Raw genomic sequence first — 21,437 nt, forward strand, 5'->3', positions numbered from 1 at the left:
TTGATCTTTCCGGTTTGCGTACGGTGTGATTTTGCAGGTGGATATCAACTACGCCTCATCATCGTCATTCCGGCGAAGGCCGGAGGAGCTTTTCAACAGCGAAGCTGGTCATCCAGTCGAATGAGTTGTGCGTAGCACTCAACATAGAATTCGTGTGCTTAACTGGATTCCGGCCTTCGCCGGAATGACGCCAACGTGGCGTAGTCGAGATTTGATATCAATCAAGCTATGCCCCGGCACTACTGACTCCGCCGCGTCGACTCATTGATCCAGTTCGTCTCCCAGGTCTTCCCACCGTCGGTAGAGAACGCCTGCTCATCGCGATTCGAAGCCTGGCCGATATTGAGGAAGGAGAAACGCACCAGGATGGATTTGCCCTTGAACGGCTCCTGGTCATAGAAGTCCCCGCGCCCATGCGCGAACTCGCCAATCATGGGCGTGCTCATCACGCCGCTATTGCTGCTCACGAAGTTGAGGCTCCACTGGCGTGTTTCAGGATTGAAGAGGCGGAGCGACAGAAACTCTAAATGACCGGAGGGACCCTTGGTGTCGATTACCGCCAGATTGGCGCGACCGTTCCATAGCTTCCGGACATGGACGGTGCCATCCAGGCGTGTCCACGCATCCGCGCCGGTCAGCGGTCGCTCCAGGCGCTTCATGCGGATGTCCCAGCTTCCAAGCTGCCAGTCGAAATCATGTTGTCCCGGCTCGTCGCCGAGAGGCTTCGCTTCCGTCACCGGTTCGCCCGGCTTCGTGCGCGTCAGGTCCGCTACGAAATTGGCTTCCCAGGTCTTGCCGCCATCGTCCGAATACGCTTGTTCGAAGCGATGCGTGTCCGGCGTGATATCCGACCATAGCCCGCGTACCAGGATGGTCCTGCCCTGATAGGACTCCTGGTCGTAAAACTCGCCACGCCCGTTCTTGAACTCACCCACGGATGGCGTGTCCAGCGTGCCCTGGCCGCTGCTGGAGAAGTACTGAGCCCATTGGTGCGCGGCGGGGTTGTAGAGGAACAGCGTCATCCCTTCAAAGCGCCCGGCAGGCCCATCGGCTTCGATCTCTTCGACTTGCGCTTTGCCATTCCAGATCGTCTGCACGGTCACCGTGCCATGCAGCTCGACCCAGTCGCTGGCTCCGGAGAGCGGATGCTGCAGGCGGCGGATATGTGTGTGCCATACGCCCACATTGAAGTCGAAATCATGCTGCCCATCCCGTAGTGAGGTTGCCGGGTGACTGTCAGCCGCGTGGTGGGCAAACGCAGGTACAAAGGCTGTGCCAAGAAGCATCAGCGAACAGATCAGCATCTTTCCCAGTGCTTGCATGACGTGCCTCGAAGGTTAGCGACGTAGCAGAGACGCTACGGCTGTGCAGAGGCTGCTTGAATAGCCACTTTCGCCTTATGCATATGACCACTTGGGCGAGTGGATGGCGCTGGCTTCCGTGTCGGTGTTCACCAATAGCCGCGGCGATGCGACATCGCTCAGTCACTCATGCTGGTGTCCCGTGAGCCGTACGGACGGGGTGGTTCCCCGCCCGTACGCATCGATCAGTGCAGTTCTTCCAGCGATGGGTCGCGAAGCACCTTGAAGATCTGCGCTGGCGGTGTACTCGACTTCATCAGCTTCAGCCTCAGGTTCTTAGCCTGCTGGCAGGCATTGGGGCTGTCGAGGAACACGCCGCCCTGTTCGCACTTCCACTCGTAGAAGTTGGCGATGCCGCCAGCGAGTTGCAGGCTGTAGTCCGTGCTCTGTGCGCCCGGGCTGAACGGCACGCCGGCCTCTTCATTCTGGAACCAGCGCATCCATTCCTTCGAACCCACCGGCGGCACCTTGTCGGGCGCCTGGAAGGTGGGGTTCATCGGTGCCAGTTGCGGGCTTTCCGAGGTCATGTGACAGCTCATGCAGGCACTGATGGGGTTATCCACCGGGCCGTCCAGGCGTCCGTTCCAGCCCAGATGGGTGGGCGGCAACTCCTTGGTGTTGGCGTTGATGGCCGTCTGCTTGAGATCGGGGTTGATCTTGGTGACAGTGGGCTGCTTGTTGGTATAGCTGTCGCCGGTATCTTCCGGATCGTTGCCCCATTGCACGCCTACCGGCACCAGGTTGTCCCAGCCCGGTTTGCCGGTGACGGCGCCGTTGTACTGGAAGGTGCCGAAAACCCAGCCGGTACCCGGAACACGCGAGTCACGCACCGCGAAATCCATTTGGATCAACGCTACGTTCTTGATCGTACGGTTGGCGGAGGCGAAGGTGTCGGTGATGTATCCCTGCCACAACACCGGATTCACCAGAAACGGCACCTGCTTGAGATCGACGTCGGCGAACAGCGGTTTGCAGACCACCGTGCCGTCATGAAAGCTGTTGGGCTTGGAGGTGAAAGAGGGATCCGGGTCCTGCGGATTTTTCCAGACCTCACCGAAGGTAAAACCGCCCACGTCGTTGTAGATGCCAACGGCATAAGTCTGGCCCGTGCTGGTCTGCGTCGGCGCCAGCTGCTTGACCTGAATCTGCGCTTCCTTGGTAAGGCCGTGAATGCCTTCGCGACCTAACGGCCCATAGTGTTGCCAGGGCGCGTGATACCAGTGGCGAACGGTGTTCTTCTGCACCACCCAATCATTCTCGACGTTGCCTTCCAGGCAGTATTTCTTCGCGGCATCAGTGTAGGGACGCCATTTTTCGAAGTCGTTGGTGAGCGGGCTCGGCAACAGCTTGAAGAAGGCCGGTACCGGCGCCTTGGGCAGTTGCTTCGGATAGTCCTGGCTAAGGTGAAATAGCGCACCTTTGTAGCTGGACGACGGCGGCGCGTAGCCGAAATCCGGAAACGTGCCCGCGCTGGCCGCGCCAGTGAACAGCATGAGCACCGCAACGGTGCCCACGGTCTTCCCTCGTAAGAAACGCATGATCAACCCCCTGTTGAATACGTTGATTCCTTCACGCTGGCACGGTGCCAACGTGTAACGTGCCGTCTGCAGATGCCCCCTGGGCCAACCGCGCGCTAATCAACCAGCGACGTATGTCACCAGTATGGTTGGCTGATTGACTCGGCTTGCCCCCTTGGTTGCCACTGACGCGGCCGCGGTAAAGTCTCGCGGAGTCCGTGCATGGAGTGTGACGGGAACGCGAAATGGGAGCTTCACGATATCCCCGCCAGCTCTGTTGGAAATAATGACGTGGTGGTTCGATACCGGCAGTCACCATGGCGGCGCGGGTTTCGCGCGCGTCCGGCGTCAGATTTTCATGACCAATCAGCCATCTCGTAGAGCGGCCGGATTTCGATCTCGCTCGGTCCCGGCATGGGATTGGGGCAGCGTTTTACCCAGGCCACCGCCTCATCCATATCCTTGACTTCCCACAGCCAGAAGCCGGCGACCAACTCCTTGGTCTCGGCGAAAGGCCCGTCGATGACCATACGGCCGGGGCCGTCGAACGCGACTCGCTTGGCCTGCGAGGTGGGCTTAAGGCCGTCGGCCATGCGCAGGATGCCGGCATCGCGCAGCTCGTCATTGAATCGGCCCATCGCCTCCATCATCTCGGTTGTCCAGGGCGTCGGAAGAAAGCCCTTTTCGCAGTCGTCGGTAGCCTTTACTAACACCATCACGCGCATCGTCTGTCTCCTTATTTGGGTCGGCCCGGTTAGCCTGGCATTGAAGCGACGAATGGGGCTTTCGGAAATCGACATCATCCTGCATTTTTTCAACGGTTGAAGCGCAGGGTGCGAATGGCTGCACGTCTGGAGATCGTTTCCATGTGCCCGGACGTCCGGGGTTCCGTCCGCGGACGGTGAGATGCGCGCGTAACGCGACGTACAAGTTACCGAAGTGACTTGATTCAGCGAAGTCTCCACTCCCGGCACGTGCCTTGCTTCAACGAGATAAATTTCTTCTACGTTGCCGAGGGCTCACGATGCGGAACATCTTCTTCAACGATAGACAGCTACGCGCCGGCTGGGGCATTGCCCTGTTCCTTCTTATCGTCGTCTCGCTGCGTTTCGCCCAATACTTTGCCTTTACCCGTCACTTGCCGGCACATGTGTTGACAACGCCAACAGGGCTGCTTGCAGAAGAAGCCATCCGTGTTGGCATAGTGATTTTTGCTACATGGGTGCTTGCACGCGTTGAGGGGCGCCAATGGTTCGCTTACGGTCTTGGCGGATCGTCGAGGATCAAGTTATTGGTCTCGGGATCGGTCCTGGGCTTTGTGACGCTCTCTGTCCTGGTTGCCGTGCTTTTCCTTGGTGGCTACGCCACGTTTTCCCGAGAACACGAACCGGTTCTGCAACTCATGCTGTCTGGCATCGTGTGGCTGTTGGCCTTCTTTGCCGTGGCTTTCTTCGAAGAGCTTCTTCTGCGCGGCTACCTTCAATACACGCTGGGCAAGCGCATAGGTTTCTGGTGGGCAGCGTTGATATGGAGTGTGATCTTCGGCTGGATGCATTGGGGCAACGAAGGCGAGAGCTTGCTCGGGCTGCTGCAGGCCGGCTGGATGGCGTTGTTCTTTTGCCTGAATCTGCGCCTGACGGGTTCGCTCTGGTGGGCGATCGGTTTTCATGCGTTGTGGGACTGGGCCGAAACCTTCGTCTACGGAACGCCCAATAGCGGGCAGCAATTCAGTCATCGACTGTTGACCGAATCCTCACAAGGTGATGCTCTGTGGAGTGGCGGAAGCGTGGGGCCCGAAGGGAGCATCGTCGCTCTCTTCATCCTGGCGCTCCCCGCGCTATGGCTCGCGCTGGTATCACGTAAGCGACGCACATGAGCGATCTGAAGTGACTGTTCTCGGCCGGTGAATAGTCAGGTCTCACTTGGAGAGCGGGCGAACTTGATTGGCACCGAGGAAAAGCTGATCGCTTGCACGGATGCGATGAAGCTCACGAGGATCAGGATCACGCGCCCCCAATCCCACATCGCCCAGCGCTGCGCCAGTTGTCGGCAGGACATACGCCTCACACATCACGAAGTGCATCCGCTGACGTATGCACCGAGTAATAACCGGTCGCGCAGCTGGCCGGAGCGAGGCAACATGTCTTCGCGTGGCGTGCGCATGGTGGACGAGCGCGCGGACATCAGAACCGGTGTGACAGGCCAAGATAAACCTGGCTGTCCGGCGTACGGCGGTTGAGGCCAAAGTTGGCACCTACATCCAGCTGCAGTGTCGGGTTAACCAGATAGATCAACGCAACGTCGGCTGATCGCTGGCGGATAGTGCCGGACGGGTCGTGGTTGTCCTGCGTCCAGAGCTCCACGGCGAGAGTCAGCCGTCTGCTGAGCGCGTGCGAAACGTTGACCAGGTTGGTGATCGCGACATGATGGCCATGGCCGTCGATGTCAGCCAGCATGTCAATCTCCGGGCCCAAAGTAAGCGAGAACCCTTGAGGCAAGGTCACACCGATCGGTGCGATCAGGCCGCCTTCCCATCGGTCGTTGCCCAATCCGTGTGCGGCCGTGGGTGCCTTGACGAAGGGGATGAGCGACATGCTCACGGTCTCGCCACTGAACAACCGCGATTTGAATCGCAGGTACAAGTCACCAGCGCCAGAGGTGGTGTGTGTTTGGCCGCCCTCCTTGGTACGCACGCGGATGGCCGGCGCCCAACTGATTTCGATGTCCTGGTGATCGTTGAGACCGTATTTGAGGTAAGGATTGATGTAGTAAGAAGTTTTGGTGGCAACGCCGTCCTGGCGATCCTGGGTGGTGTGCCCGACGTCGGTTTCCAGTTGCCAATTGCCCTGCGGCACCGTGCATGTGGAATTGGACTTGGTGGGTCTGTCGGTGCAGATGGGAGTAGGTCCTGCGCTTTGGGCGATGGCGAATAGAGGGCTATAACCGGCTAGTGCGACCGAGAGAAGGAGGAGCTTTTTTTTCACGGACTATCCAGTGATGTCGTCGGTGCACCTCAGCGAAGTGACCGATCGGACCAGGTGTTGAAGGGGTTTCAAAATTATTCTGAAGGCCCGTAAATAGTCCGCATTTTCTTGCGATCCTTTCCGTAAAAAGTCCGTAACTCGAATGCGTTCGCTTCGTGGCTGGTGAGTTCAACGCCGGTGGATCTGGCATGGCGGTCGACCGCTACTAAGCGCTTGCAGAGATGGACGAAGCCGCTACGCTCGCGATTCCGAGTGGAGCAGTGCTTCGCTTTTTTATGCTGGCCGGGACGTTGCTCGCCCGATAGTTGCGCATGAATCACCCACGTCCTATGTCGCGGATGTTGGCGATGTTTGGATGCCGGGCTGACAAGGCTTGTGGGCGTCCGCTTCGAACCAGAAGCAGACAGGCAAAGGCGATCTCCAACCGTCTGAATCGATGGCCTTAAGGGGGAGTAGGGAATGACGGAGAACGATATGCGTGCGCGCCCGTGGGTCGATGCATGGACCCTTGTGGGGCTGGTGTTGCTGCTGTTGCCCTTGCTCACGATGGCGCATGAGCTGCTTGGGCATGCACTTACTTGTGTCGCTGTCGGCTATCGACCCAGTGAGCTGGGCGCGTATTACGTGGAATGCCCTCTTGTCAGCGGGTGGACGGCCCGCATCGTGGCTATGGCGGGTACGGGCATGGACGTCTTGCTGGCCGTGCTGGCGTATCTCGCCTGGCGCAAAGTGGAGCGGCCGCTGCCGCGATTGACGCTATGGATCGTGTTTGCCGTGAAAGGAATGGTCGCGGCCGGCTACTGGATGTTCTCGGGCGCAACCAATCTCGGTGACTGGGGGCCGGACGTAGGCGGCGGTATCGGCCCACTGCCCTGGCCGTGGCTATGGCGAGGTGGACTGTTCGTCATCGGCCTGTACGCCTATACAAAGGTGGTCCGCACAGCTATCCGCATGTTGATCGCGATGCTGGGCGGCGGCGACCAGGCCCGCCACGTCCAGCGGCAGATCGCCATGACGGTATACATAGTCGGCGGCATCAGCGCGCTGGTGGTCAGCCTTTTCAATCCGCACGGCATGGTAATCACCCTGACGTCGGCGATCGCCTCATCGTTCGGTGGTCTGGCCGGCTTGTTCAATGTCGCGTATTCCCGGCGTTTCGATGTGCCAGCGCAGGACTTCTACATCGGCCGCCTCTGGGCCCTGGTTGCGGTGGGCGTACTGGTGACACTTACATTTGCGGCCGCGCTGGGGCCGACCATCTATTTGCATTGAGTGGTGCTGCCATCGAGGGCATGCTGTCGGATCGGGGAGGTCCGCTTTCGACCCGAAGCAGACATCGTCTAAATTAGGGATTGTTGCCTTTAAGGGGAGAGGGAACTTGTTTCCATTGCAATCTAAGAATCTGCGTCGACTTGCTCAGATTCGCTCGATTCTTTACCTCGTAATGATGGTCGTGGGTTTCGTGCTATTGGGCATCAGTATGCTCAGGAAGCACTGAGCTAAGCGCGCGCCGATAGGCGACTTAAGATGCCCGCTTCCGGCCCATTGCGGACTTCACGTCTTCGAGTGCCGAGGAGGCAGCATGGAAAAGCATTCGGGTTCTACGAGGTGCTGGAACCAAATGGCAACGGCGCACGCACCATTCGGGTGCAGGCAAGAGTCCGTATGCTGGGCACCGATGAAGGTGGTCGGAAGCATCCTGTGACGAGCCGATACAGGCCAAACCACTACTTTGGCGGGGCCGGTGACCTGACGTTCTACATAGGTCAATTTGAGGTTCCTGGGGATCGCTGGATCGAGCCCGGGGAAACCACGGAACTCGTTGTGGAATTCCTAGACGTGATCGGAATAGCGGACCTAGTGCAGGTTGGACGGCATTGGCGAATTCAGGAGAGCGGGAAGCTGGTTCGCGGGGCTGAGGTGCTTGCTGTAATTTGAAAGGATGTCCGCTTCCGACCTAAGGCAGTCACCAGAGCCGTCCCGATCCGGAGAATATGCATGACTATTCCTGCCACCGTAGGTGCCTTTGCTATCGTTCCGAGCAACGATCTGCATGCCGCGCTCCCCTTCTGGGAGCGCCTCGGTTTTATCCGCACGGGCGGTGACGCCAACTACTTCATCATGACCGGCTGGGAGTGCGAGGTGCATCTGACCCAGGCAGGAACTGGTCCCTGGGCTGTTCCAGAAACGCACAATCCCTTCGGTATCTTCATCCGCACTCCGGACGTGGACGCAATCGCCGCGCGCGTGGACGACCTTGTCATTCGCCCTGGCGGAGTCCTGCGGCATCGCGAATGGGGCCTATATGAAGTGGGGATATGCGGGCCAGATGGTCTACTTGTACGTATTGGCTGGCCATCTCGTCTCATGCAAGGCGGCGAGACAGAGAAGCAAGCTTGATGAGCGACGCTCTTATATCCGCCTCCGACCCGGAGCGGACATAGTCAACACAGCTCGACCGGGTCTCGATTGCTCAGGCTGACCAATCATCAGGAGGGGATATGGAAGGGATTTGGGTGACTGTAGTCGTCTTGGGTCTGCTCGCTTTGGCGCTCACGCAGCTAACGGCTGCATTACTTTGCTTTAGCTTGAGCCCTGGGAAAGGGCTGGCGTCCCTTGTCGTTCCGGGCTATCTGTTCGTTGGAATCAAGCAGCATCAGTATTACCGACCGGTAATTGGACTATGGATTGCCGGCTTGATCGCTATCACGGTCGGGACCATTGCGCTGACTTAGTGTCGCGGTGGCGCTGGTCTGCGATCGGCATCGACATGTCTGCTTCCGACCCGAAGCGGACATGATGAATACACCGAAGAATGCTTAATTTCAGCCAGGACATGTCCATGATCGAAAGAACCACAATCGCATGGGTGGCAGCCGTTGTACTGTTCGTTGCTGGTACGCAAATGTCGCAAGCAGAAGAAGCGGTGCCGGCCACGCTGCAGCCACCCGCCGGCTATACCGTTGCGTTCACGGCAAAGGCAACGGGAGTTCAAATCTATACGAGCACGGCTGAGGCTGGGGCAGCACCGAAATGGACTTTCGAGGCGCCGTTGGCTGAGTTGAATGGTGGTGGGGAGGTGATTCATCACTATGCAGGCCCGTCGTGGGAGGCTGCCGATGGCAGCAAAATCACTCGTGATATCGGTACATCGATGACAACGGTGCCCGCGAAGCAGGCTGCTACCGACATTCCTTGGCTGCTCATCAAAGTGACTGCCGACTCTTCGCCCGGACTCTTGAGCAAAGTGGCCTACGTTCAACGGATCTCAACGGTAGGTGGCGTAGCGCCCGCTATGCCACCCACTCGGGCCGGCACGAAAGTGGGGGTTCCCTATACGGCAACCTATGTGTTCTACGCGAAGTCAAACTGACGTGTCGCAATAGATTGATATTCTGGAATCGAGCGCTGACGCCATCAGAGTCCTTGAGCGATCCAAGGCGCGGGCTCACCGGAGCGAAAATCGTTCACGCTGTCTGCTTTGACGGAATATCCGCTTCCCACCCGAGGTGGACACACGCGGCTATAGATTTGAATGCTGGAGATTGCACTGTGAAAGTCACGAAGCAGGAGTTCACGAGTCATGCTGATCGTTCGCGGCGGTTCGCCAAGTGAAGCCTGAAGACCTGCAACGGCTGGTCACCATGACCATGCCCTATGGTAAGTACCAGGGCCGCCTCATCGCCGACCTGCCCGGCGCTTACTTGGCATGGTATGCGCGCAAAGGCTTCCCACCCGGCGATCTCGGAAACCTGCTCGCGTTGGCGCTTGAGCTGGATCACAACGGCTTGAAGCGGCTGCTCGACCCACTGAGAAGGCGTCAGTAGATGGAGTAGTGCATGCGGACTGGGGTTTTCTGTGGGTAACTAAAGCGCGGTTACGTACGCTTCCGACCCGAAGCGGACACTTTCTCGCCTTGGTTAAGCCACTCACGCGGCAGAAGCTTGGTCTAGATTGGATCAACTAGATCCATGGCTGGCTATGCGCCAGCGACCCTAACGAAGCGCTTGTTTCAGGAGATGGCAATGAAGGGAAGGCTTTGTACGGCATCCGTCGTTCCGGTGTTTCTCCTCGCTGCACTCTGGCCCTTCTCCGCCAGCATCGCTAGCGAAGACTTGGGAACCGATCATGGATTGCTTGCGTTCGTGCTGCACAACGACACGGTGTTGGTGCGAGTCCTGGGGACATGCCGGGATGTCTCCATAGTCAGGTCAGGTGGCAAAGGGCGTGTGGATTTCAACGTCACGGCCGAATGCACCATCAAGGACAATCGCGAAGAGAACATGGACTGTCCCGCGTATAAAGTGGATGCCTCCGGCACCGTTGATAGTCCAACGCAAGCCACCGTGCGCAAGATGACTCTGAATCTTTTGTGCTCGGCCTAGGTGCACGAGGCGTCGTAACACGTTCAAGGACATCGCCACCCATGCACATCGCCATTCTTACGTTCCAGGGATTCAACGAACTTGACTCACTGATTGCCTGCGGAGTCTTGAATCGGATCAAGAGGCCGGACTGGCGAGTCACGATTTCTTGTCCTGAGCCCGAGGTTACGTCCATGAACGGCGTGACGATACGCGCTCAGTCCACCCTTGAGGATGCCGCCTCAGCTGATGCAGTTATTGTCGGTAGCGGGGTCCTGACGCGGCAGATCGCCAGTTACCCCGAGTTGATGGGCCGGATCAAGCTACAGCCCGATCGCCAACTTATTGCCTCTCAATGCTCAGGCACGCTGATCTTGGCCAAACTTGGGCTATTGGGTGATGTTCCGGCGTGTACGGACCTCACTACGAAGCCTTGGGTACAAGAAGCTGGAGTGGAGGTTCTCAATCAACCGTTCTTTGCTCGGGGCAACGTGGCTACCGCGGGCGGCTGCTTTGCGTCTGCTTACCTGGCTGGCTGGATCATTGCGCGAAGCGTTGGACTGGAAGCCGCGGCAGAAGCGCTCCACTACGTCGCTCCCGTTGGGGAGAAAGAGGCCTTTGTTGCCAATGCGCTCAAGAACATCGAGCCCTATCTCGCTGCCGTGACATCCGAGCCATCATTCAAGCCGATATGGGTTAGCGGCACGGCCTAGTTCAGGCGTTCAATGTCCGCTTCTGACTCTAAGCGGACATTGCGAAATCAATCTAAATCTCTGACTCGCATGGATACGGAAATACCGAATGACGAATGACGATCGGACCAAGATAGTCCAGGGGAGAACACCCGAATCCGCAAAGATGGTGGCCAATGTCAAACGAGCGGGAGCGATCACCGCTGCACTCAATCGTTTGACGTTCAACGATGCAGACGAAATTCGCGCCTTGTTCGGCGAACTCATCAGTCAACTGGTAGACAAGAGCTTTATGCTGATCCCGCCCTTCTACACCGCCGGCGGTGACGAAATTCGCGTAGGGCGAAATGTCTTCATCAATCAGAACTGCACCTTCTACGACCTTGGTGGCCTGCACATCGGGGACGACGTGATGGTCGGGCCGAACGTAAGTCTCATCACGACTAGCCATCCCCTGGATCCATCGCAGCGCCGATCAGTCACCATCGGAAAGCGTATCGTGATTGGGCGAAACGTCTGGATCGCTGCCGGCGTAACCATCATTGGAGGTGTGACGGTGGGTGAGAACTCAGTGGTCGCTGCTGGCTCGGTAGTCACCAAGGACGTCCCCCCGAATAGCTTGGTTGGAGGAAATCCGGCGCGGTTCATTCGTTCGATCGAAGCCGGGAAGCCGAGGTGAAGCCGGGGTCGGAGTCGACTTCTTCGGGTAATGACATTCGTAAGCCCTAGGAACGTTATAGAAATTGCACTCTGACCCTAGTTTCGGAGACGGGCATGGCTCTAGCGCTCAAAGGCGGTTCGACCTGCTTCATCAACCATCCGTCGAGCGCGTGACGGCCTCCCACCGGTCGATCTCCTCGGCCAGTAAAGACAACTTCTGTCGTACCAGGTCGATCGCGTCGCTTCCGAGCAACAGATGTGCTGGTGGCGAGTCGCTGGCGATCAAATCGAGCATTGCCCGCGCTGCTTTTGCGGGATCGCCAAGTTGCCTTCCGCTCTTTTGCCGGCGTGCCTCCCGGATAGGATCGAACAGTCCGTTGTAATCAGGAATGGAACGAGGCGCTCGGACCATCGAGCGTCCCGCCCAGTCCGTTCGGAACGAGCCGGGGGCCACCGCCGTTACGGCAATACCGAGCGGGTTCACTTCCCTGCCGACTGCTTCGGAGATGCCTTCCAGGGCAAACTTGCTGCCGCAGTAGTAGGAAATGCCAGGCAACGTGATAAAGCCGCCCATCGACGTGATGTTGATGATGTGCCCCCTGCGTCGACTTCGCATGTAGGGCAGCACGGCTTTCATCATGGCCACGGCACCAAAGACGTTCACGTCGAACTGTTGCCGCATATCCGTCAGTGGCGACTCCTCCAGAATGCCTTCGTGGCCATATCCGGCGTTGTTGACCAGCACGTTCACTGGTCCAACGGTCTTCTCGATGTCAGCAACAACGCCATCGATCGCGTCGAAGTGAGTGACATCGAGAATGCGGGCTATGGCATCTCCGGTAGCAAGCGCTTCAAACTCGTGACGCGCTTGCTCACTTCGCACGGTTCCAACCACGCGATGGCCCATGGCCAGAGCTTCCTGTGCCAAGGCCCTGCCGAAGCCGCTGCTGACCCCGGTAATTAGCAACGTTTGGATTGCCGACATGGCGATTGCTCCTCTGGCTCACGAATGTGGCTTGCACAATATCCGTTGATAGAGTCATCTTTTACGCCGGATATTCTGGACTTCTTGCCCATTCCTATGAGCCGCCGTGCCCCCGTGAAGGATCTTGAGCTGGCAGACGAAAGCCGGCGCATGGCGGACCTTGCCCGGCTGCTGGCGCCGCAGGAGGGATATAACCTCACGGCGCTACCTGGCGTACGCATCCTGCGTTCGGATCGCGCGCTTTCCCGGACGCCGGTCTTGTACGACCCCGGCATCGTGATCGTCTGCCAGGGACGCAAGCGCGGATATTTTGGCGACCAGGTTTATGTTTACGACGAGCAGCATTACCTGGCAGTTGCCGTGCCGGTTCCGTTCACCATGGAATCCGATGGCTCGCCCGCACATCCGCTGTTAGCCATCTATATGCACCTCGACTTTCAGATGGCCGCTGATCTGATGATCCAGATCGACCGCCATCACTCGCCTGTTGCCCGGGAGGCGCCGCTCAGCATGATGTCTAGTCCCATGGACTCAGCTCTGCGGACGTCTGTTCAGCGCTTTCTGGAGGTAATGAACCAACCATTGGAAGCGGCGGTGCTTGGGCCAGGTCTCCTGCGTGAACTCTACTTCCGCGTACTCGTCGGATCTCAGGGAACGGCACTGCGTTCAGCGCTGGGAATGCAGGGGCAATTCGGCAAGATAGCGAAGGCACTTCGCCACATCCACATTGCATATGCCCAACCGATCAACCTGGCGAAATTGGCTAGAGAGGCTGACATGAGCGTGCCCACGTTCCATAGCCACTTCAGGGCAGTCACCCGAACCTCGCCGATGCAGTACGTAAAGTCGACTCGACTACACCAGGCCCGTCTGTTGATGGTTCGCCAGGGGATGACTGCGGAGGCAGCTGGCTACGCCGTGGGGTATGCAAGCGCGTCGCAGTTCAATCGAGAGTTCAGACGTCTCTTCGGACTGCCACCTGTTGCGGAAGTGAGGCGCATGAGAAAGGACTTTGCGGTACCTCCCGCGCGAGCGGCGTCGGATTTCGTTTCATCGCACTGAAGCGATGCGGCACGGTCTCTGGGTGCGGGATGGTGGCCATATCGCGAACTGTCCGCTTCCGACCGAGATGGACATTGCCAGCAGCGCGCATCCCTTCAGGTGTCTGCACAGATTGTGCGACAACTCACCCAAACTCCGGCCCGTGCTTCCAAAGCTCGCTCAATGGCTTGCGGGTAGGGCCGCACACAAAGATATCGGGGTGCTCCCCGCTTTCCTCATTGGTCACGCCCAAGGTGTTGGCCGTGTGGCCAGCAAGGCGGCAATCGATGAAAAGCTCATCGGCGCGCTCGTGTGAACTTCCCAACACAATAAATGTGGTAGGTGGCGTCTGCGGATAGCCGCGCAGCCATCCGGTATTGACCGCGGTGATCGGCATGGGCAGGTGATAGTGCTGGCCCAGTAGGGCAATGGCGCCGTACTCGCCATAGTTGCCCACGACAATGCCCAGGTTGGCTTGCTGTTCGGCAGGTAAGGCATCACGAATAGCGGCCACTCGCGCGACGATTTCGTCCCAGCCGATTTCTTCGCGGAGGTCGCCGTTGTTTTGGAGCGCAAAGTCTCGCAACGGACCGCTTGATGCGATGGGCACGATGCGAAGCGTCGCATAGATGCCGATGGCGAAGACGCCGGCAAATACCAATGTGGTAACCCCAACACGCCATGCGGGACGCAGGGCGCGCAACCATTGCTCGCCCACAACGGATCCCATGGCCAGAAGCATGGGGTAAGCGCCGCAGGTGTAATAGAAGCGCCCCTGCGCAAACAGGAACAGCAGCAGCGGCACCACATACATCCAGGCAAGCATGCGATAGCGGCGGTTGTTGAAGTAGGCGAACAAACCCGCCAGCCAGACAGGCGCGGCGAACAGGTTTGCATTCATCAGGAACTGATCGCGCAGGAAGCCTTCCGCGCGCCCCTGATGTACGTCGCGCGCATGGATGCCTTGCAGAAAATGGTAGGAAATGAAGTCGTGCCGTATGAGCCAGACAAAGTTGGGCGCAAATATAAGTAGCGCGATGGCGCCTCCGGCCCAGAACCAGCCATTCGTGACATATCGCCGTGCGTCGGTGAGCAGGACCCCCGCCAGCACGCCAGCGAGTTCGAATGCGATCGAATACTTTGTCTGCAGGCCAAGGCCGGCGAGTATGCCAATCGCCACCCACCAGCGTGGCTCATCGTCACGCCTCAGACGAATCACGCACCAGGCGATAAGCACCCACCACAGCAGGTCGAATGAGGAATACTGAAATTCCGTTGCCTCGAACATCGGCAATGGCGATAGCGCTACCGCGGTGGCCGTAAAGATCTGCGCTAGCCGCCCGCCCCCCAGATCGCGAGCCATAAGACCGCTGGCGAGAACCACCAGGACTTGCGCGAGCACCGAAAACAGTCGAAGGCCCACGAGTGACAGGCCAAACATCTTGAGGCCCAGGTGCTCCAGTGCAGCGGTCAGAGGCGGGTAAGGCACGAAGCCCCAATCCAGATGCTGTGCGTCGCTTAGGAATTGCCATTCGTCCCGGTGAAAACCGTACTGCCCGTTGGTCAACATGTGGGCTGCGCCGGAGAGCACGGCTATGACGAGTACCGGTGTGACACCTCCCCGGTAGCCCGGCGTTACGCTCTGAACTGGAGTGCCAGTCACGGTCATGGACGCATCCTTGAGGTGGATCGACTGTTCGCCCGATGCCTATTCGGACACCGGGCGGCGATTCTTGCACTTCCCTAAGATAGCCAATGTCCGCTTCCGACCCATAGCGGACATTCCCGTTTGACCGTTCTGCAGTACACATCGAGGGCGACGGATGCCGGTTCAAAAATTCACATGTGAAGACCTGAGTTGCTCAATATCGACTATTGCGACAAAGCAGCTCTTCCTGCGCGAGCCGGTACTGGAAGATGTGGATGCAGTTTGGTCCATATTTGGCGATCCGCGTACAAGCCAATTCAGTCCTTCGGGTCCGCTGCCGGATCGCTATGCTGCCCGGGATCGCCTTGCTACCTGGCTCCTGCATTGGCATGAGCGCCGCTTCGGCTATTGGGCGGTCACCGAGAAGGGCGCGCCCGAGGAGATAGTTGGGTTTGGCGGACTGCTGTGGCGTAGCTTGCCAGGCTATCCGGACAGCCTCCACTTAGGTTACCGCCTAGCTCACAGGGCATGGGGCAAAGGTCTGGCGACAGAACTGGGTCGGGCGGCGCTGACGTTGGCGAACCAGCTGGGCTTCTCCGACGTGTTGGCTGTGGTCGCGCCAGATAACGGAGCTTCGATTCGTGTGATCGAAAAACTCGGCATGCATCCTATTGGCGACGTAGACGACGTGATAGGGCATCCGCCAAGCTTGGTGTTTAGAGCGGGAGTCTAATGCGAATTGCCTATCGTTGCCGGAACAGTGATGGTCACACCTGAGAGGGCAACGGCAGGTCTGCCGCCCACCGAGAACTGTCTGCTTCCGACCCGGACCGGACATAAGCCCGGCAGCCCGGGGACACTAATTGGGGCGACACTTCGGTCTGGTCAGCAGGGGGATCGCATGGAGCACCGGATTGGATATCTGCCCGCCGTTGGAGCTGTGCTTATCGCGGGGGCTGCAAGCTTCTATCTGGGGATGTCGCAATGCGGCGGTCCCGGATATCCCCGTGATCTTGCATTCGCAATCGCAGTGCTATGTACGCTGGTTCTAGGCATGTTCGTGCTCTATGCCACGCGCTCAAAGAAGAAGGCAACACTGGTGATCGGAAGCGGAATTCTGGGGTATTACGTTGGTGGTGCTCTGGGGTGGGTCCATTACATTGCACCCGTGACAATCTCAGAGGCCTTTGAAGAGTTCCTATATGGAATCGCCGGTGGTTGCTGACAAAGGGGTATTTTGGCAAGGTCCACTTCCGACCCATAGCGGACATCAGGAAGTCACTAGATCCAACGGAGACTGAGATTGACGCTGAGAAGACCAACTATGGTGATTCTCCTCTGCGCTTTTGTGGCCGCATGCTCAAGTAGCGGCCATTCCGCGGAGCACTTTGATGCTCAGACCATGCGCCTCAGGGCCACGCTTTCGTCTTTGAATCTAAAGGATCCTGGCGCAGACGCTAGGGCGCATGTGGCACAGGGTGACTTACGGCCCGTTGGGATATACGGGTTCACTTGCAGCATCCCGGGCCCCGAAAGCAACTTGCCGCCACCCAAGGTCGGCGTTCGATGTCTTGATGGAACGAGTGACGCCCTTGAAAGTGGCGAGCACCGGCGCTTAATCGAAGCAGCAGAAGTCTATGCCTTGGCTTACGACCAGGAGCTTAAAAAGATAACGGCCAAATGAGGATGTCCGCTTCCGACCCGAAGCGGACCTAACTAACGCCGGAGCCGGAGCTTCATAGGTATCCTCTCTCTCAGTTCTTAGGTCCAAGCCATGCGAATGGAAGCAAGTCGCGAAACCAAGGAGGAACGCATATGAGAAATTTCATTTTCGCAGTTTTGGTCTTGGCAGCAGCAAGTGCTTCTGCGGCAGATTCGTTTGAGCACCGCGTGGCCGTCGCTAAGAAGCTGGAGGACGCACCTGATGGTCAGGCATATGACCGCGTTCTCTACGGAGCTATCGGCAATTACATCCAAAAGGCGATGGTCGAATGTTTTCCGGATGGCGTGACCCGGGACACAAGCAGCTTTACGCTTGTGGCAGACATCCTGGCCAATGGCACGGCGACTCGGATTGAGGTCCGTCCAGAGACCAAGATGGCGGCGTGCTTCGGGGACAAATTCGCAGGTGCACCGTTTCCGGCTTTGCCGACCTATGCCGGCGCCGATGGGTTACCGATTTTCATCGATATGAAGATCACAAATTAGTCGGATACTGGATCGCTTTTCGATGCGGTCAAGGGGTTTGTTCGCTTTACTTATATGAGTGTCCGCTTCCGACCCGAAGCGGACACAGAAAGTCAGTCCCAGCGATAAACCCCAACCACCCCAGACCGCATCACCGCTCCCTGATGAAATCAACAAACGCTCGCAGCGGCGCAGGCAGATGGCGTCGGCCGGAGTAATAGAGGAACGGGCCGGTAAATGATTGCCACCACGGCTCCAGCACCGGTTCGAGTGCGCCGCTGTCGAGGTGGGGACGTAACCATTCCTCGAACAGATGGATCACGCCCAGGCCACCCACGGCAGCTTCAATCTTCAGATCCACCGCGGCGCCCAGGCGAACCATCAGCGGGCCGGAGGGATCGATGCGCACGATCTCGCCGTCGCGTTCGAACTCCCAGGTGGGAATCGCGCCACTGGCGAACTGCCCGCGCAGGCAAGCGTGATTAAGCAGATCGCGCGGGTGTTCGGGCCGCCCTCTTGCGCTGAGATACTCCGGTGACGCCGCGGTCGCGAAGCGCTGAAAGCGCGGGCCGATAGGCACGGCGATCATGTCCTGCTCGAGTCGCTCGTCGTAGCGGATGCCGGCGTCGCAGCCTGCCGCGAGCATGTCGACGAAGCTGTCCTCCACGATCACTTCCAGCCGAATCTCGGGATAGGTCTTGAGGAACGGTGTAATGATCGAAGGAAGCACGAGGCGCGCGACGCTGGCGGGCACGTTGAGCCGGAGCGTTCCTGTTGGGCGGTCACGGAAGCTGTTGACGACGTCCAGCGCGGCTTCCACTTCACCGAGCGCGGGCACCAATCGTTCGGCCAGTCGCGCGCCGGCTTCGGTCGGCAAGACGCTGCGAGTGGTGCGGTTGAGCAGACGCACGCCAAGCCGCGTTTCCAGGCGCCGCACCGCCTCGCTCAGGCTGGAGGCGGAAGCGCCGCTGATGCGCGCGCCTTCGCGGAAGCCGCCCGCTTGCACCACAGCCAGAAAGGCAAAGAGATCCTGAAGGTCGGTCGCCATTGTTCGGTACCTCGCACAACCTGTGCTGATTTCTCCGGATTATCGCGCAACCGCTCGACGCCTATAGTCGCCGCCGTACCCACATTCCGACCGCACTTTTCTGGAGACACTATGAGCAACGTGAAGAAATCGGGGACGTTTTCGCTGGGCGACCGCAAGGTCACCCGACTGGGCTACGGCGCTATGCAGCTGGCAGGCCCCGGCGTGTTCGGGCCGCCGAAAGACCGCGATGCCGCGCTTGCGGTGCTGCGCGAGGCGGTGGCTTCCGGTGTGGATCACATCGACACCAGCGATTTCTACGGGCCGCACATCACCAATCAGCTGATTCGCGAAGCGCTGCATCCTTATGCGCAAAATTTGGTGATCGTGACCAAGGTAGGCGCAACGCGCGGTGCCGACGCGTCATGGAATGCGGCGCAGAGCCCTGCGGAGCTGACGCGTGCCGTGCATGACAATCTCCGCAACCTTGGTCTCGATGTGCTGGATGTCGTGAACCTGCGAATCATGGGCAATGTTCACGAGCCCAGCGAAGGATCGATCGAGGAGCAGTTCACGGCGCTGGCGGAGCTGCAGCGGCAGGGACTGATACGCCATCTTGGCGTAAGTAACGCAACCTCCGCGCAGGTGGCGCAGGCGCAGGGCATTGCGCCGGTGGTTTGCGTACAGAACCACTACAACCTTGTGCATCGCCATGACGACGCGCTCATCGATGAGCTCGGCCAGAAGGGCATTGCCTATGTACCGTTCTTTCCGCTCGGAGGCTTTACGCCGCTCCAGTCCGAGACCTTGTCCGCTGTCGCTCAGCGACTCAGTGCAACGCCGATGCAGGTGGCGCTCGCATGGCTGCTCGCACGCGCGCCCAACATGCTGCTTATCCCGGGCACGTCGTCAACGAAACATTTGAAGGAAAATCTGGCGGCCGCCGATCTGGTGCTTGCGGACGACGTGCGCGCCGAGCTGGAAGCCATCGGACAGAAGCGCGGTTAAGACCCAGGCTGCCGAGCATCGTCCCTAGGCTCACGGAGAGACATGCTGGGCCTACGGTATTGCGGTACGCGGCGCTCCGCGGCTTCGCGGCTTCGCGAGAAGGTTGTCCGTCCAGAGCGGACGAAAACCGGAAAGAGAAAAACCGTTCTTCCCCGTTTCAATATCTTAGCGGATAGGGGGCTTGCCGCAAGCGCCCCGTCGTGCTGCTTAATCGCCAACCGAAGCGTCAGAACCAACGCGATCGGGAGCGGTGAAATGAGCGTGCTGTTATCGAAGTATGAGTCGTGCATGGACATCGAGTCGACGGTGAGTGCCGCGGTGTCGGCGGGGCCACGGCTATGACGGGGCATACGGTGGTGATCGCCGGAGCCGGTCCGACTGGGCTGATGTTGGCGGGCGAGCTGGCGTTGGCGGGCGTCGACGTCGCCATCGTCGAACGGCGCACGAATCAGGACCTTGCCGGCTCACGTGCAGGTGGCCTGCACTCACGCACCATCGAGGTTCTCGATCAGCGTGGCATCGCCGATCGGTTCTTGTCGGAGGGTCAGATGGCGCAAGTGGCGGGGTTCGCTGGGGTCTCTTTAGACATCAGCGACTTTCCCACTCGGCATAACTACGGACTCGGGCTGTGGCAGAAGCACATCGAGCGCATTCTGGCCGGCTGGGTCGACGAGCTGGCGGTAACGATCTATCGCGGACGCGAGGTGACCGGTATCGCGCAGGACGACACCGGCGTGGATGTGGAGCTGTCCGATGGCGAGTCGCTGCGGGCGGCATACCTCGTCGGGTGCGATGGGGGGCGAAGTCTGGTCCGCAAGGCTGCCGGTATCGACTTTCCCGGGTGGGATCCGACGATGAGCGCCTTGATCGCCCAAGTCGAGATGGCCGAGAAGCCAGCATGGGGCATCCACCGTAACGCCTTCGGCATCCATTCCTTCGGCAGGACGGAGTACGAGATCCGAGATGGCGAGATCATCTACATGGATAAGGGCCCGATAGGAGTCATGGTGACTGAAGAGCATGTCGGACCTGCGACCGAACCCACCCTGCAAGATCTCAGCGAGGCGCTGATCGCTGCATGCGGGACCGATTACGGCGTGCACAGCCCTACCTCGATCTCCAGGTTCACCGATATGACACGGCAGGCCGCAGCCTATCGAAAGAGACGGGTGCTGCTCGCCGGCGACGCCGCCCACGTGCATGCTCCGGACGGTGGACAAGGCCTCAACACCGGCGTGCAGGATGCGGTGAATCTGGGATGGAAGCTGGCCCAGGTGGTGAAAGGGATATCCCAGGAAAGCCTCTTGGATACCTACCATGCCGAGCGCCATCCAGTGGCTGCCCTTGTGCTGCGCAACACGATGGCGAGCGTCGCGCTGCGCCGGCCGGACGAACGCATGAAGGCCGTGCGCGACACCGTGGCCGAACTCCTCGATGCGGACGAACCGCGCCAACGGTTCGCCGCGATGATGTCTGGCCTGGGCATTCATTACGACCTGGGTGAGGGACATCCGCTGCTCGGACGCCGCATGCCCGATCTCGATCTGCTCACCGCCAACGGCCCGCTGCGCCTCTTCACGCTGTTACACCATGCCCGGCCGGTGCTACTCAACCTTGGTGAGCCCGGCAGCTTCGACATCACGCCATGGGCGGATCGGGTTCAGTGGATCGACGCCGAATACGCTGGCGAATGGAAGCTTCCGGCACTCGGTGCTGTCGTCGCACCCACCGCTGTAATAATTCGGCCCGATGGCTATGTGGCCTGGGTGGGAGAGGGCACGGAACGGGGGCTCGCTCACGCGCTAACCACCTGGTTCGGACCGCCTGCCGTGGTGTAACGCACCGGTTTCTTAGATAGCCCTGCCAGGGCGTGAAAGCGCCTTCACGCCCTGGTGCACAGTTCGCAGCGGCGCCCCACCCAAGCTTCGCCACTGCGCTAACATGTCAGGTCAAGGTGCGCGCT

Annotated in this window: 20 protein-coding genes; 13 read left to right on the forward strand and 7 right to left on the reverse strand. The window is 59.2% G+C overall.

The annotated features are described in order from the left end of the window. Positions 1-239: 239 nt before the first annotated feature. The 3 genes from BM338_RS21425 to BM338_RS16835 all read right to left on the reverse strand — a co-directional run bounded on the left by BM338_RS21425 (position 240) and on the right by BM338_RS16835 (position 3,603). Positions 240-1,322, reverse strand: a complete 1,083-nt coding sequence (locus tag BM338_RS21425) for a hypothetical protein (RefSeq protein WP_143109330.1) — start codon at positions 1,320-1,322, stop codon at positions 240-242. Positions 1,323-1,546: 224 nt separating this feature from the next. After that, positions 1,547-2,899 carry a hypothetical protein gene (locus BM338_RS16830; protein ID WP_090452863.1) on the reverse strand — a complete coding sequence of 451 codons (1,353 nt, stop codon included), beginning with the start codon at positions 2,897-2,899 and terminating at the stop codon, positions 1,547-1,549. Between the two features lie 335 nt (positions 2,900-3,234). Further along, positions 3,235-3,603, reverse strand: coding sequence for a YciI family protein (locus BM338_RS16835; protein ID WP_090452865.1), 369 nt, complete (start codon positions 3,601-3,603; stop codon positions 3,235-3,237). Between the two features lie 299 nt (positions 3,604-3,902). Between BM338_RS16835 and BM338_RS16840 the strand changes: the two genes are divergently transcribed. Further along, the gene (locus BM338_RS16840; RefSeq protein ID WP_090452868.1) at positions 3,903-4,754 is read left to right on the forward strand and encodes a CPBP family intramembrane glutamic endopeptidase; all 852 of its coding nucleotides are present in this window, start codon (positions 3,903-3,905) and stop codon (positions 4,752-4,754) included. A gap of 307 nt (positions 4,755-5,061) precedes the next feature. Here the strand turns inward: BM338_RS16840 and BM338_RS16845 are convergent, their stop codons facing one another. Further along, positions 5,062-5,862 carry a transporter gene (locus BM338_RS16845; protein WP_090452871.1) on the reverse strand — a complete coding sequence of 267 codons (801 nt, stop codon included), beginning with the start codon at positions 5,860-5,862 and terminating at the stop codon, positions 5,062-5,064. 459 nt (positions 5,863-6,321) lie between these two features. On the opposite strand from BM338_RS16845, the gene BM338_RS16850 reads away from it, so the two are divergent. The 7 genes from BM338_RS16850 to BM338_RS16890 all read left to right on the forward strand — a co-directional run bounded on the left by BM338_RS16850 (position 6,322) and on the right by BM338_RS16890 (position 11,597). Continuing rightward, a complete protein-coding gene (locus BM338_RS16850; RefSeq protein WP_090452873.1) occupies positions 6,322-7,134 on the forward strand; it encodes a hypothetical protein in 813 nt (270 codons plus the stop codon). A 726-nt stretch (positions 7,135-7,860) separates the two neighbouring features. Then, the gene (locus BM338_RS16860; protein ID WP_090452877.1) at positions 7,861-8,262 is read left to right on the forward strand and encodes a VOC family protein; all 402 of its coding nucleotides are present in this window, start codon (positions 7,861-7,863) and stop codon (positions 8,260-8,262) included. 442 nt (positions 8,263-8,704) lie between these two features. Next, the gene (locus BM338_RS16870) at positions 8,705-9,235 is read left to right on the forward strand and encodes a DUF3455 domain-containing protein (protein WP_177229399.1); all 531 of its coding nucleotides are present in this window, start codon (positions 8,705-8,707) and stop codon (positions 9,233-9,235) included. Between the two features lie 238 nt (positions 9,236-9,473). Continuing rightward, positions 9,474-9,689, forward strand: a complete 216-nt coding sequence (locus BM338_RS16875; protein WP_090452883.1) for a DUF3820 family protein — start codon at positions 9,474-9,476, stop codon at positions 9,687-9,689. Between the two features lie 198 nt (positions 9,690-9,887). Then, positions 9,888-10,247, forward strand: coding sequence for a hypothetical protein (locus tag BM338_RS16880; protein ID WP_090452886.1), 360 nt, complete (start codon positions 9,888-9,890; stop codon positions 10,245-10,247). 41 nt (positions 10,248-10,288) lie between these two features. Next, positions 10,289-10,939, forward strand: a complete 651-nt coding sequence (locus BM338_RS16885; RefSeq protein WP_090452888.1) for a DJ-1/PfpI family protein — start codon at positions 10,289-10,291, stop codon at positions 10,937-10,939. An 88-nt stretch (positions 10,940-11,027) separates the two neighbouring features. Further along, on the forward strand, positions 11,028-11,597 hold the full coding sequence (locus BM338_RS16890; RefSeq protein WP_090452890.1) for a sugar O-acetyltransferase: 570 nt from the start codon (positions 11,028-11,030) through the stop codon (positions 11,595-11,597). Positions 11,598-11,729: 132 nt separating this feature from the next. On the opposite strand, the gene BM338_RS16895 is transcribed toward BM338_RS16890, so the two are convergent. After that, positions 11,730-12,563: an oxidoreductase gene (locus BM338_RS16895; RefSeq protein WP_090452892.1), complete on the reverse strand. Its 834-nt coding sequence runs from the start codon at positions 12,561-12,563 to the stop codon at positions 11,730-11,732. A gap of 24 nt (positions 12,564-12,587) precedes the next feature. Between BM338_RS16895 and BM338_RS16900 the strand changes: the two genes are divergently transcribed. Then, entirely contained in the window at positions 12,588-13,625 is a 1,038-nt protein-coding gene (locus BM338_RS16900) for an AraC family transcriptional regulator (protein ID WP_255367346.1), read from the forward strand. Positions 13,626-13,749: 124 nt separating this feature from the next. Here the strand turns inward: BM338_RS16900 and BM338_RS16905 are convergent, their stop codons facing one another. Beyond that, the gene (locus tag BM338_RS16905; RefSeq protein WP_090452894.1) at positions 13,750-15,273 is read right to left on the reverse strand and encodes a glycosyltransferase family 39 protein; all 1,524 of its coding nucleotides are present in this window, start codon (positions 15,271-15,273) and stop codon (positions 13,750-13,752) included. A gap of 154 nt (positions 15,274-15,427) precedes the next feature. On the opposite strand from BM338_RS16905, the gene BM338_RS16910 reads away from it, so the two are divergent. Both BM338_RS16910 and BM338_RS16925 read left to right on the forward strand, forming a co-directional pair. After that, complete coding sequence (locus tag BM338_RS16910) at positions 15,428-15,985, forward strand: GNAT family N-acetyltransferase (RefSeq protein WP_090452896.1); 558 nt, start codon at positions 15,428-15,430, stop codon at positions 15,983-15,985. A 1,082-nt stretch (positions 15,986-17,067) separates the two neighbouring features. Next, positions 17,068-17,460, forward strand: a complete 393-nt coding sequence (locus BM338_RS16925) for a hypothetical protein (RefSeq protein ID WP_090452903.1) — start codon at positions 17,068-17,070, stop codon at positions 17,458-17,460. Between the two features lie 130 nt (positions 17,461-17,590). On the opposite strand, the gene BM338_RS16930 is transcribed toward BM338_RS16925, so the two are convergent. Then, on the reverse strand, positions 17,591-18,487 hold the full coding sequence (locus tag BM338_RS16930) for a LysR family transcriptional regulator (RefSeq protein ID WP_090452905.1): 897 nt from the start codon (positions 18,485-18,487) through the stop codon (positions 17,591-17,593). Positions 18,488-18,598: 111 nt separating this feature from the next. Between BM338_RS16930 and BM338_RS16935 the strand changes: the two genes are divergently transcribed. Together BM338_RS16935 and BM338_RS16940 are read left to right on the forward strand one after the other, a co-directional pair. Continuing rightward, positions 18,599-19,474 (forward strand): aldo/keto reductase family oxidoreductase, encoded by an 876-nt coding sequence (locus BM338_RS16935; RefSeq protein WP_090452907.1) that lies wholly within the window; start codon positions 18,599-18,601, stop codon positions 19,472-19,474. A gap of 338 nt (positions 19,475-19,812) precedes the next feature. Beyond that, a complete protein-coding gene (locus BM338_RS16940; RefSeq protein WP_090452909.1) occupies positions 19,813-21,312 on the forward strand; it encodes an FAD-dependent monooxygenase in 1,500 nt (499 codons plus the stop codon). Positions 21,313-21,437: the final 125 nt, after the last annotated feature.

The sequence above is a fragment of the Dyella sp. OK004 genome, from assembly GCF_900114495.1.
In the GTDB taxonomy this organism is placed as follows: domain Bacteria; phylum Pseudomonadota; class Gammaproteobacteria; order Xanthomonadales; family Rhodanobacteraceae; genus Dyella_D.

Coding starts and splice junctions, on each gene's coding strand:
- BM338_RS16905 (WP_090452894.1), bottom strand. CDS start 15,273: ATGACCGTGACTGGCACTCCAGTTCAGAGCGTAACGCCGGGCTACCGG.
- BM338_RS16830 (WP_090452863.1), bottom strand. CDS start 2,899: ATGCGTTTCTTACGAGGGAAGACCGTGGGCACCGTTGCGGTGCTCATG.
- BM338_RS21425 (WP_143109330.1), bottom strand. CDS start 1,322: ATGCAAGCACTGGGAAAGATGCTGATCTGTTCGCTGATGCTTCTTGGC.
- BM338_RS16930 (WP_090452905.1), bottom strand. CDS start 18,487: ATGGCGACCGACCTTCAGGATCTCTTTGCCTTTCTGGCTGTGGTGCAA.
- BM338_RS16925 (WP_090452903.1), top strand. CDS start 17,068: ATGAGAAATTTCATTTTCGCAGTTTTGGTCTTGGCAGCAGCAAGTGCT.
- BM338_RS16840 (WP_090452868.1), top strand. CDS start 3,903: ATGCGGAACATCTTCTTCAACGATAGACAGCTACGCGCCGGCTGGGGC.
- BM338_RS16900 (WP_255367346.1), top strand. CDS start 12,588: ATGTGGCTTGCACAATATCCGTTGATAGAGTCATCTTTTACGCCGGAT.
- BM338_RS16860 (WP_090452877.1), top strand. CDS start 7,861: ATGACTATTCCTGCCACCGTAGGTGCCTTTGCTATCGTTCCGAGCAAC.
- BM338_RS16940 (WP_090452909.1), top strand. CDS start 19,813: ATGACGGGGCATACGGTGGTGATCGCCGGAGCCGGTCCGACTGGGCTG.
- BM338_RS16880 (WP_090452886.1), top strand. CDS start 9,888: ATGAAGGGAAGGCTTTGTACGGCATCCGTCGTTCCGGTGTTTCTCCTC.
- BM338_RS16935 (WP_090452907.1), top strand. CDS start 18,599: ATGAGCAACGTGAAGAAATCGGGGACGTTTTCGCTGGGCGACCGCAAG.
- BM338_RS16885 (WP_090452888.1), top strand. CDS start 10,289: ATGCACATCGCCATTCTTACGTTCCAGGGATTCAACGAACTTGACTCA.
- BM338_RS16870 (WP_177229399.1), top strand. CDS start 8,705: ATGATCGAAAGAACCACAATCGCATGGGTGGCAGCCGTTGTACTGTTC.
- BM338_RS16910 (WP_090452896.1), top strand. CDS start 15,428: ATGCCGGTTCAAAAATTCACATGTGAAGACCTGAGTTGCTCAATATCG.
- BM338_RS16890 (WP_090452890.1), top strand. CDS start 11,028: ATGACGAATGACGATCGGACCAAGATAGTCCAGGGGAGAACACCCGAA.
- BM338_RS16850 (WP_090452873.1), top strand. CDS start 6,322: ATGACGGAGAACGATATGCGTGCGCGCCCGTGGGTCGATGCATGGACC.
- BM338_RS16895 (WP_090452892.1), bottom strand. CDS start 12,563: ATGTCGGCAATCCAAACGTTGCTAATTACCGGGGTCAGCAGCGGCTTC.
- BM338_RS16835 (WP_090452865.1), bottom strand. CDS start 3,603: ATGCGCGTGATGGTGTTAGTAAAGGCTACCGACGACTGCGAAAAGGGC.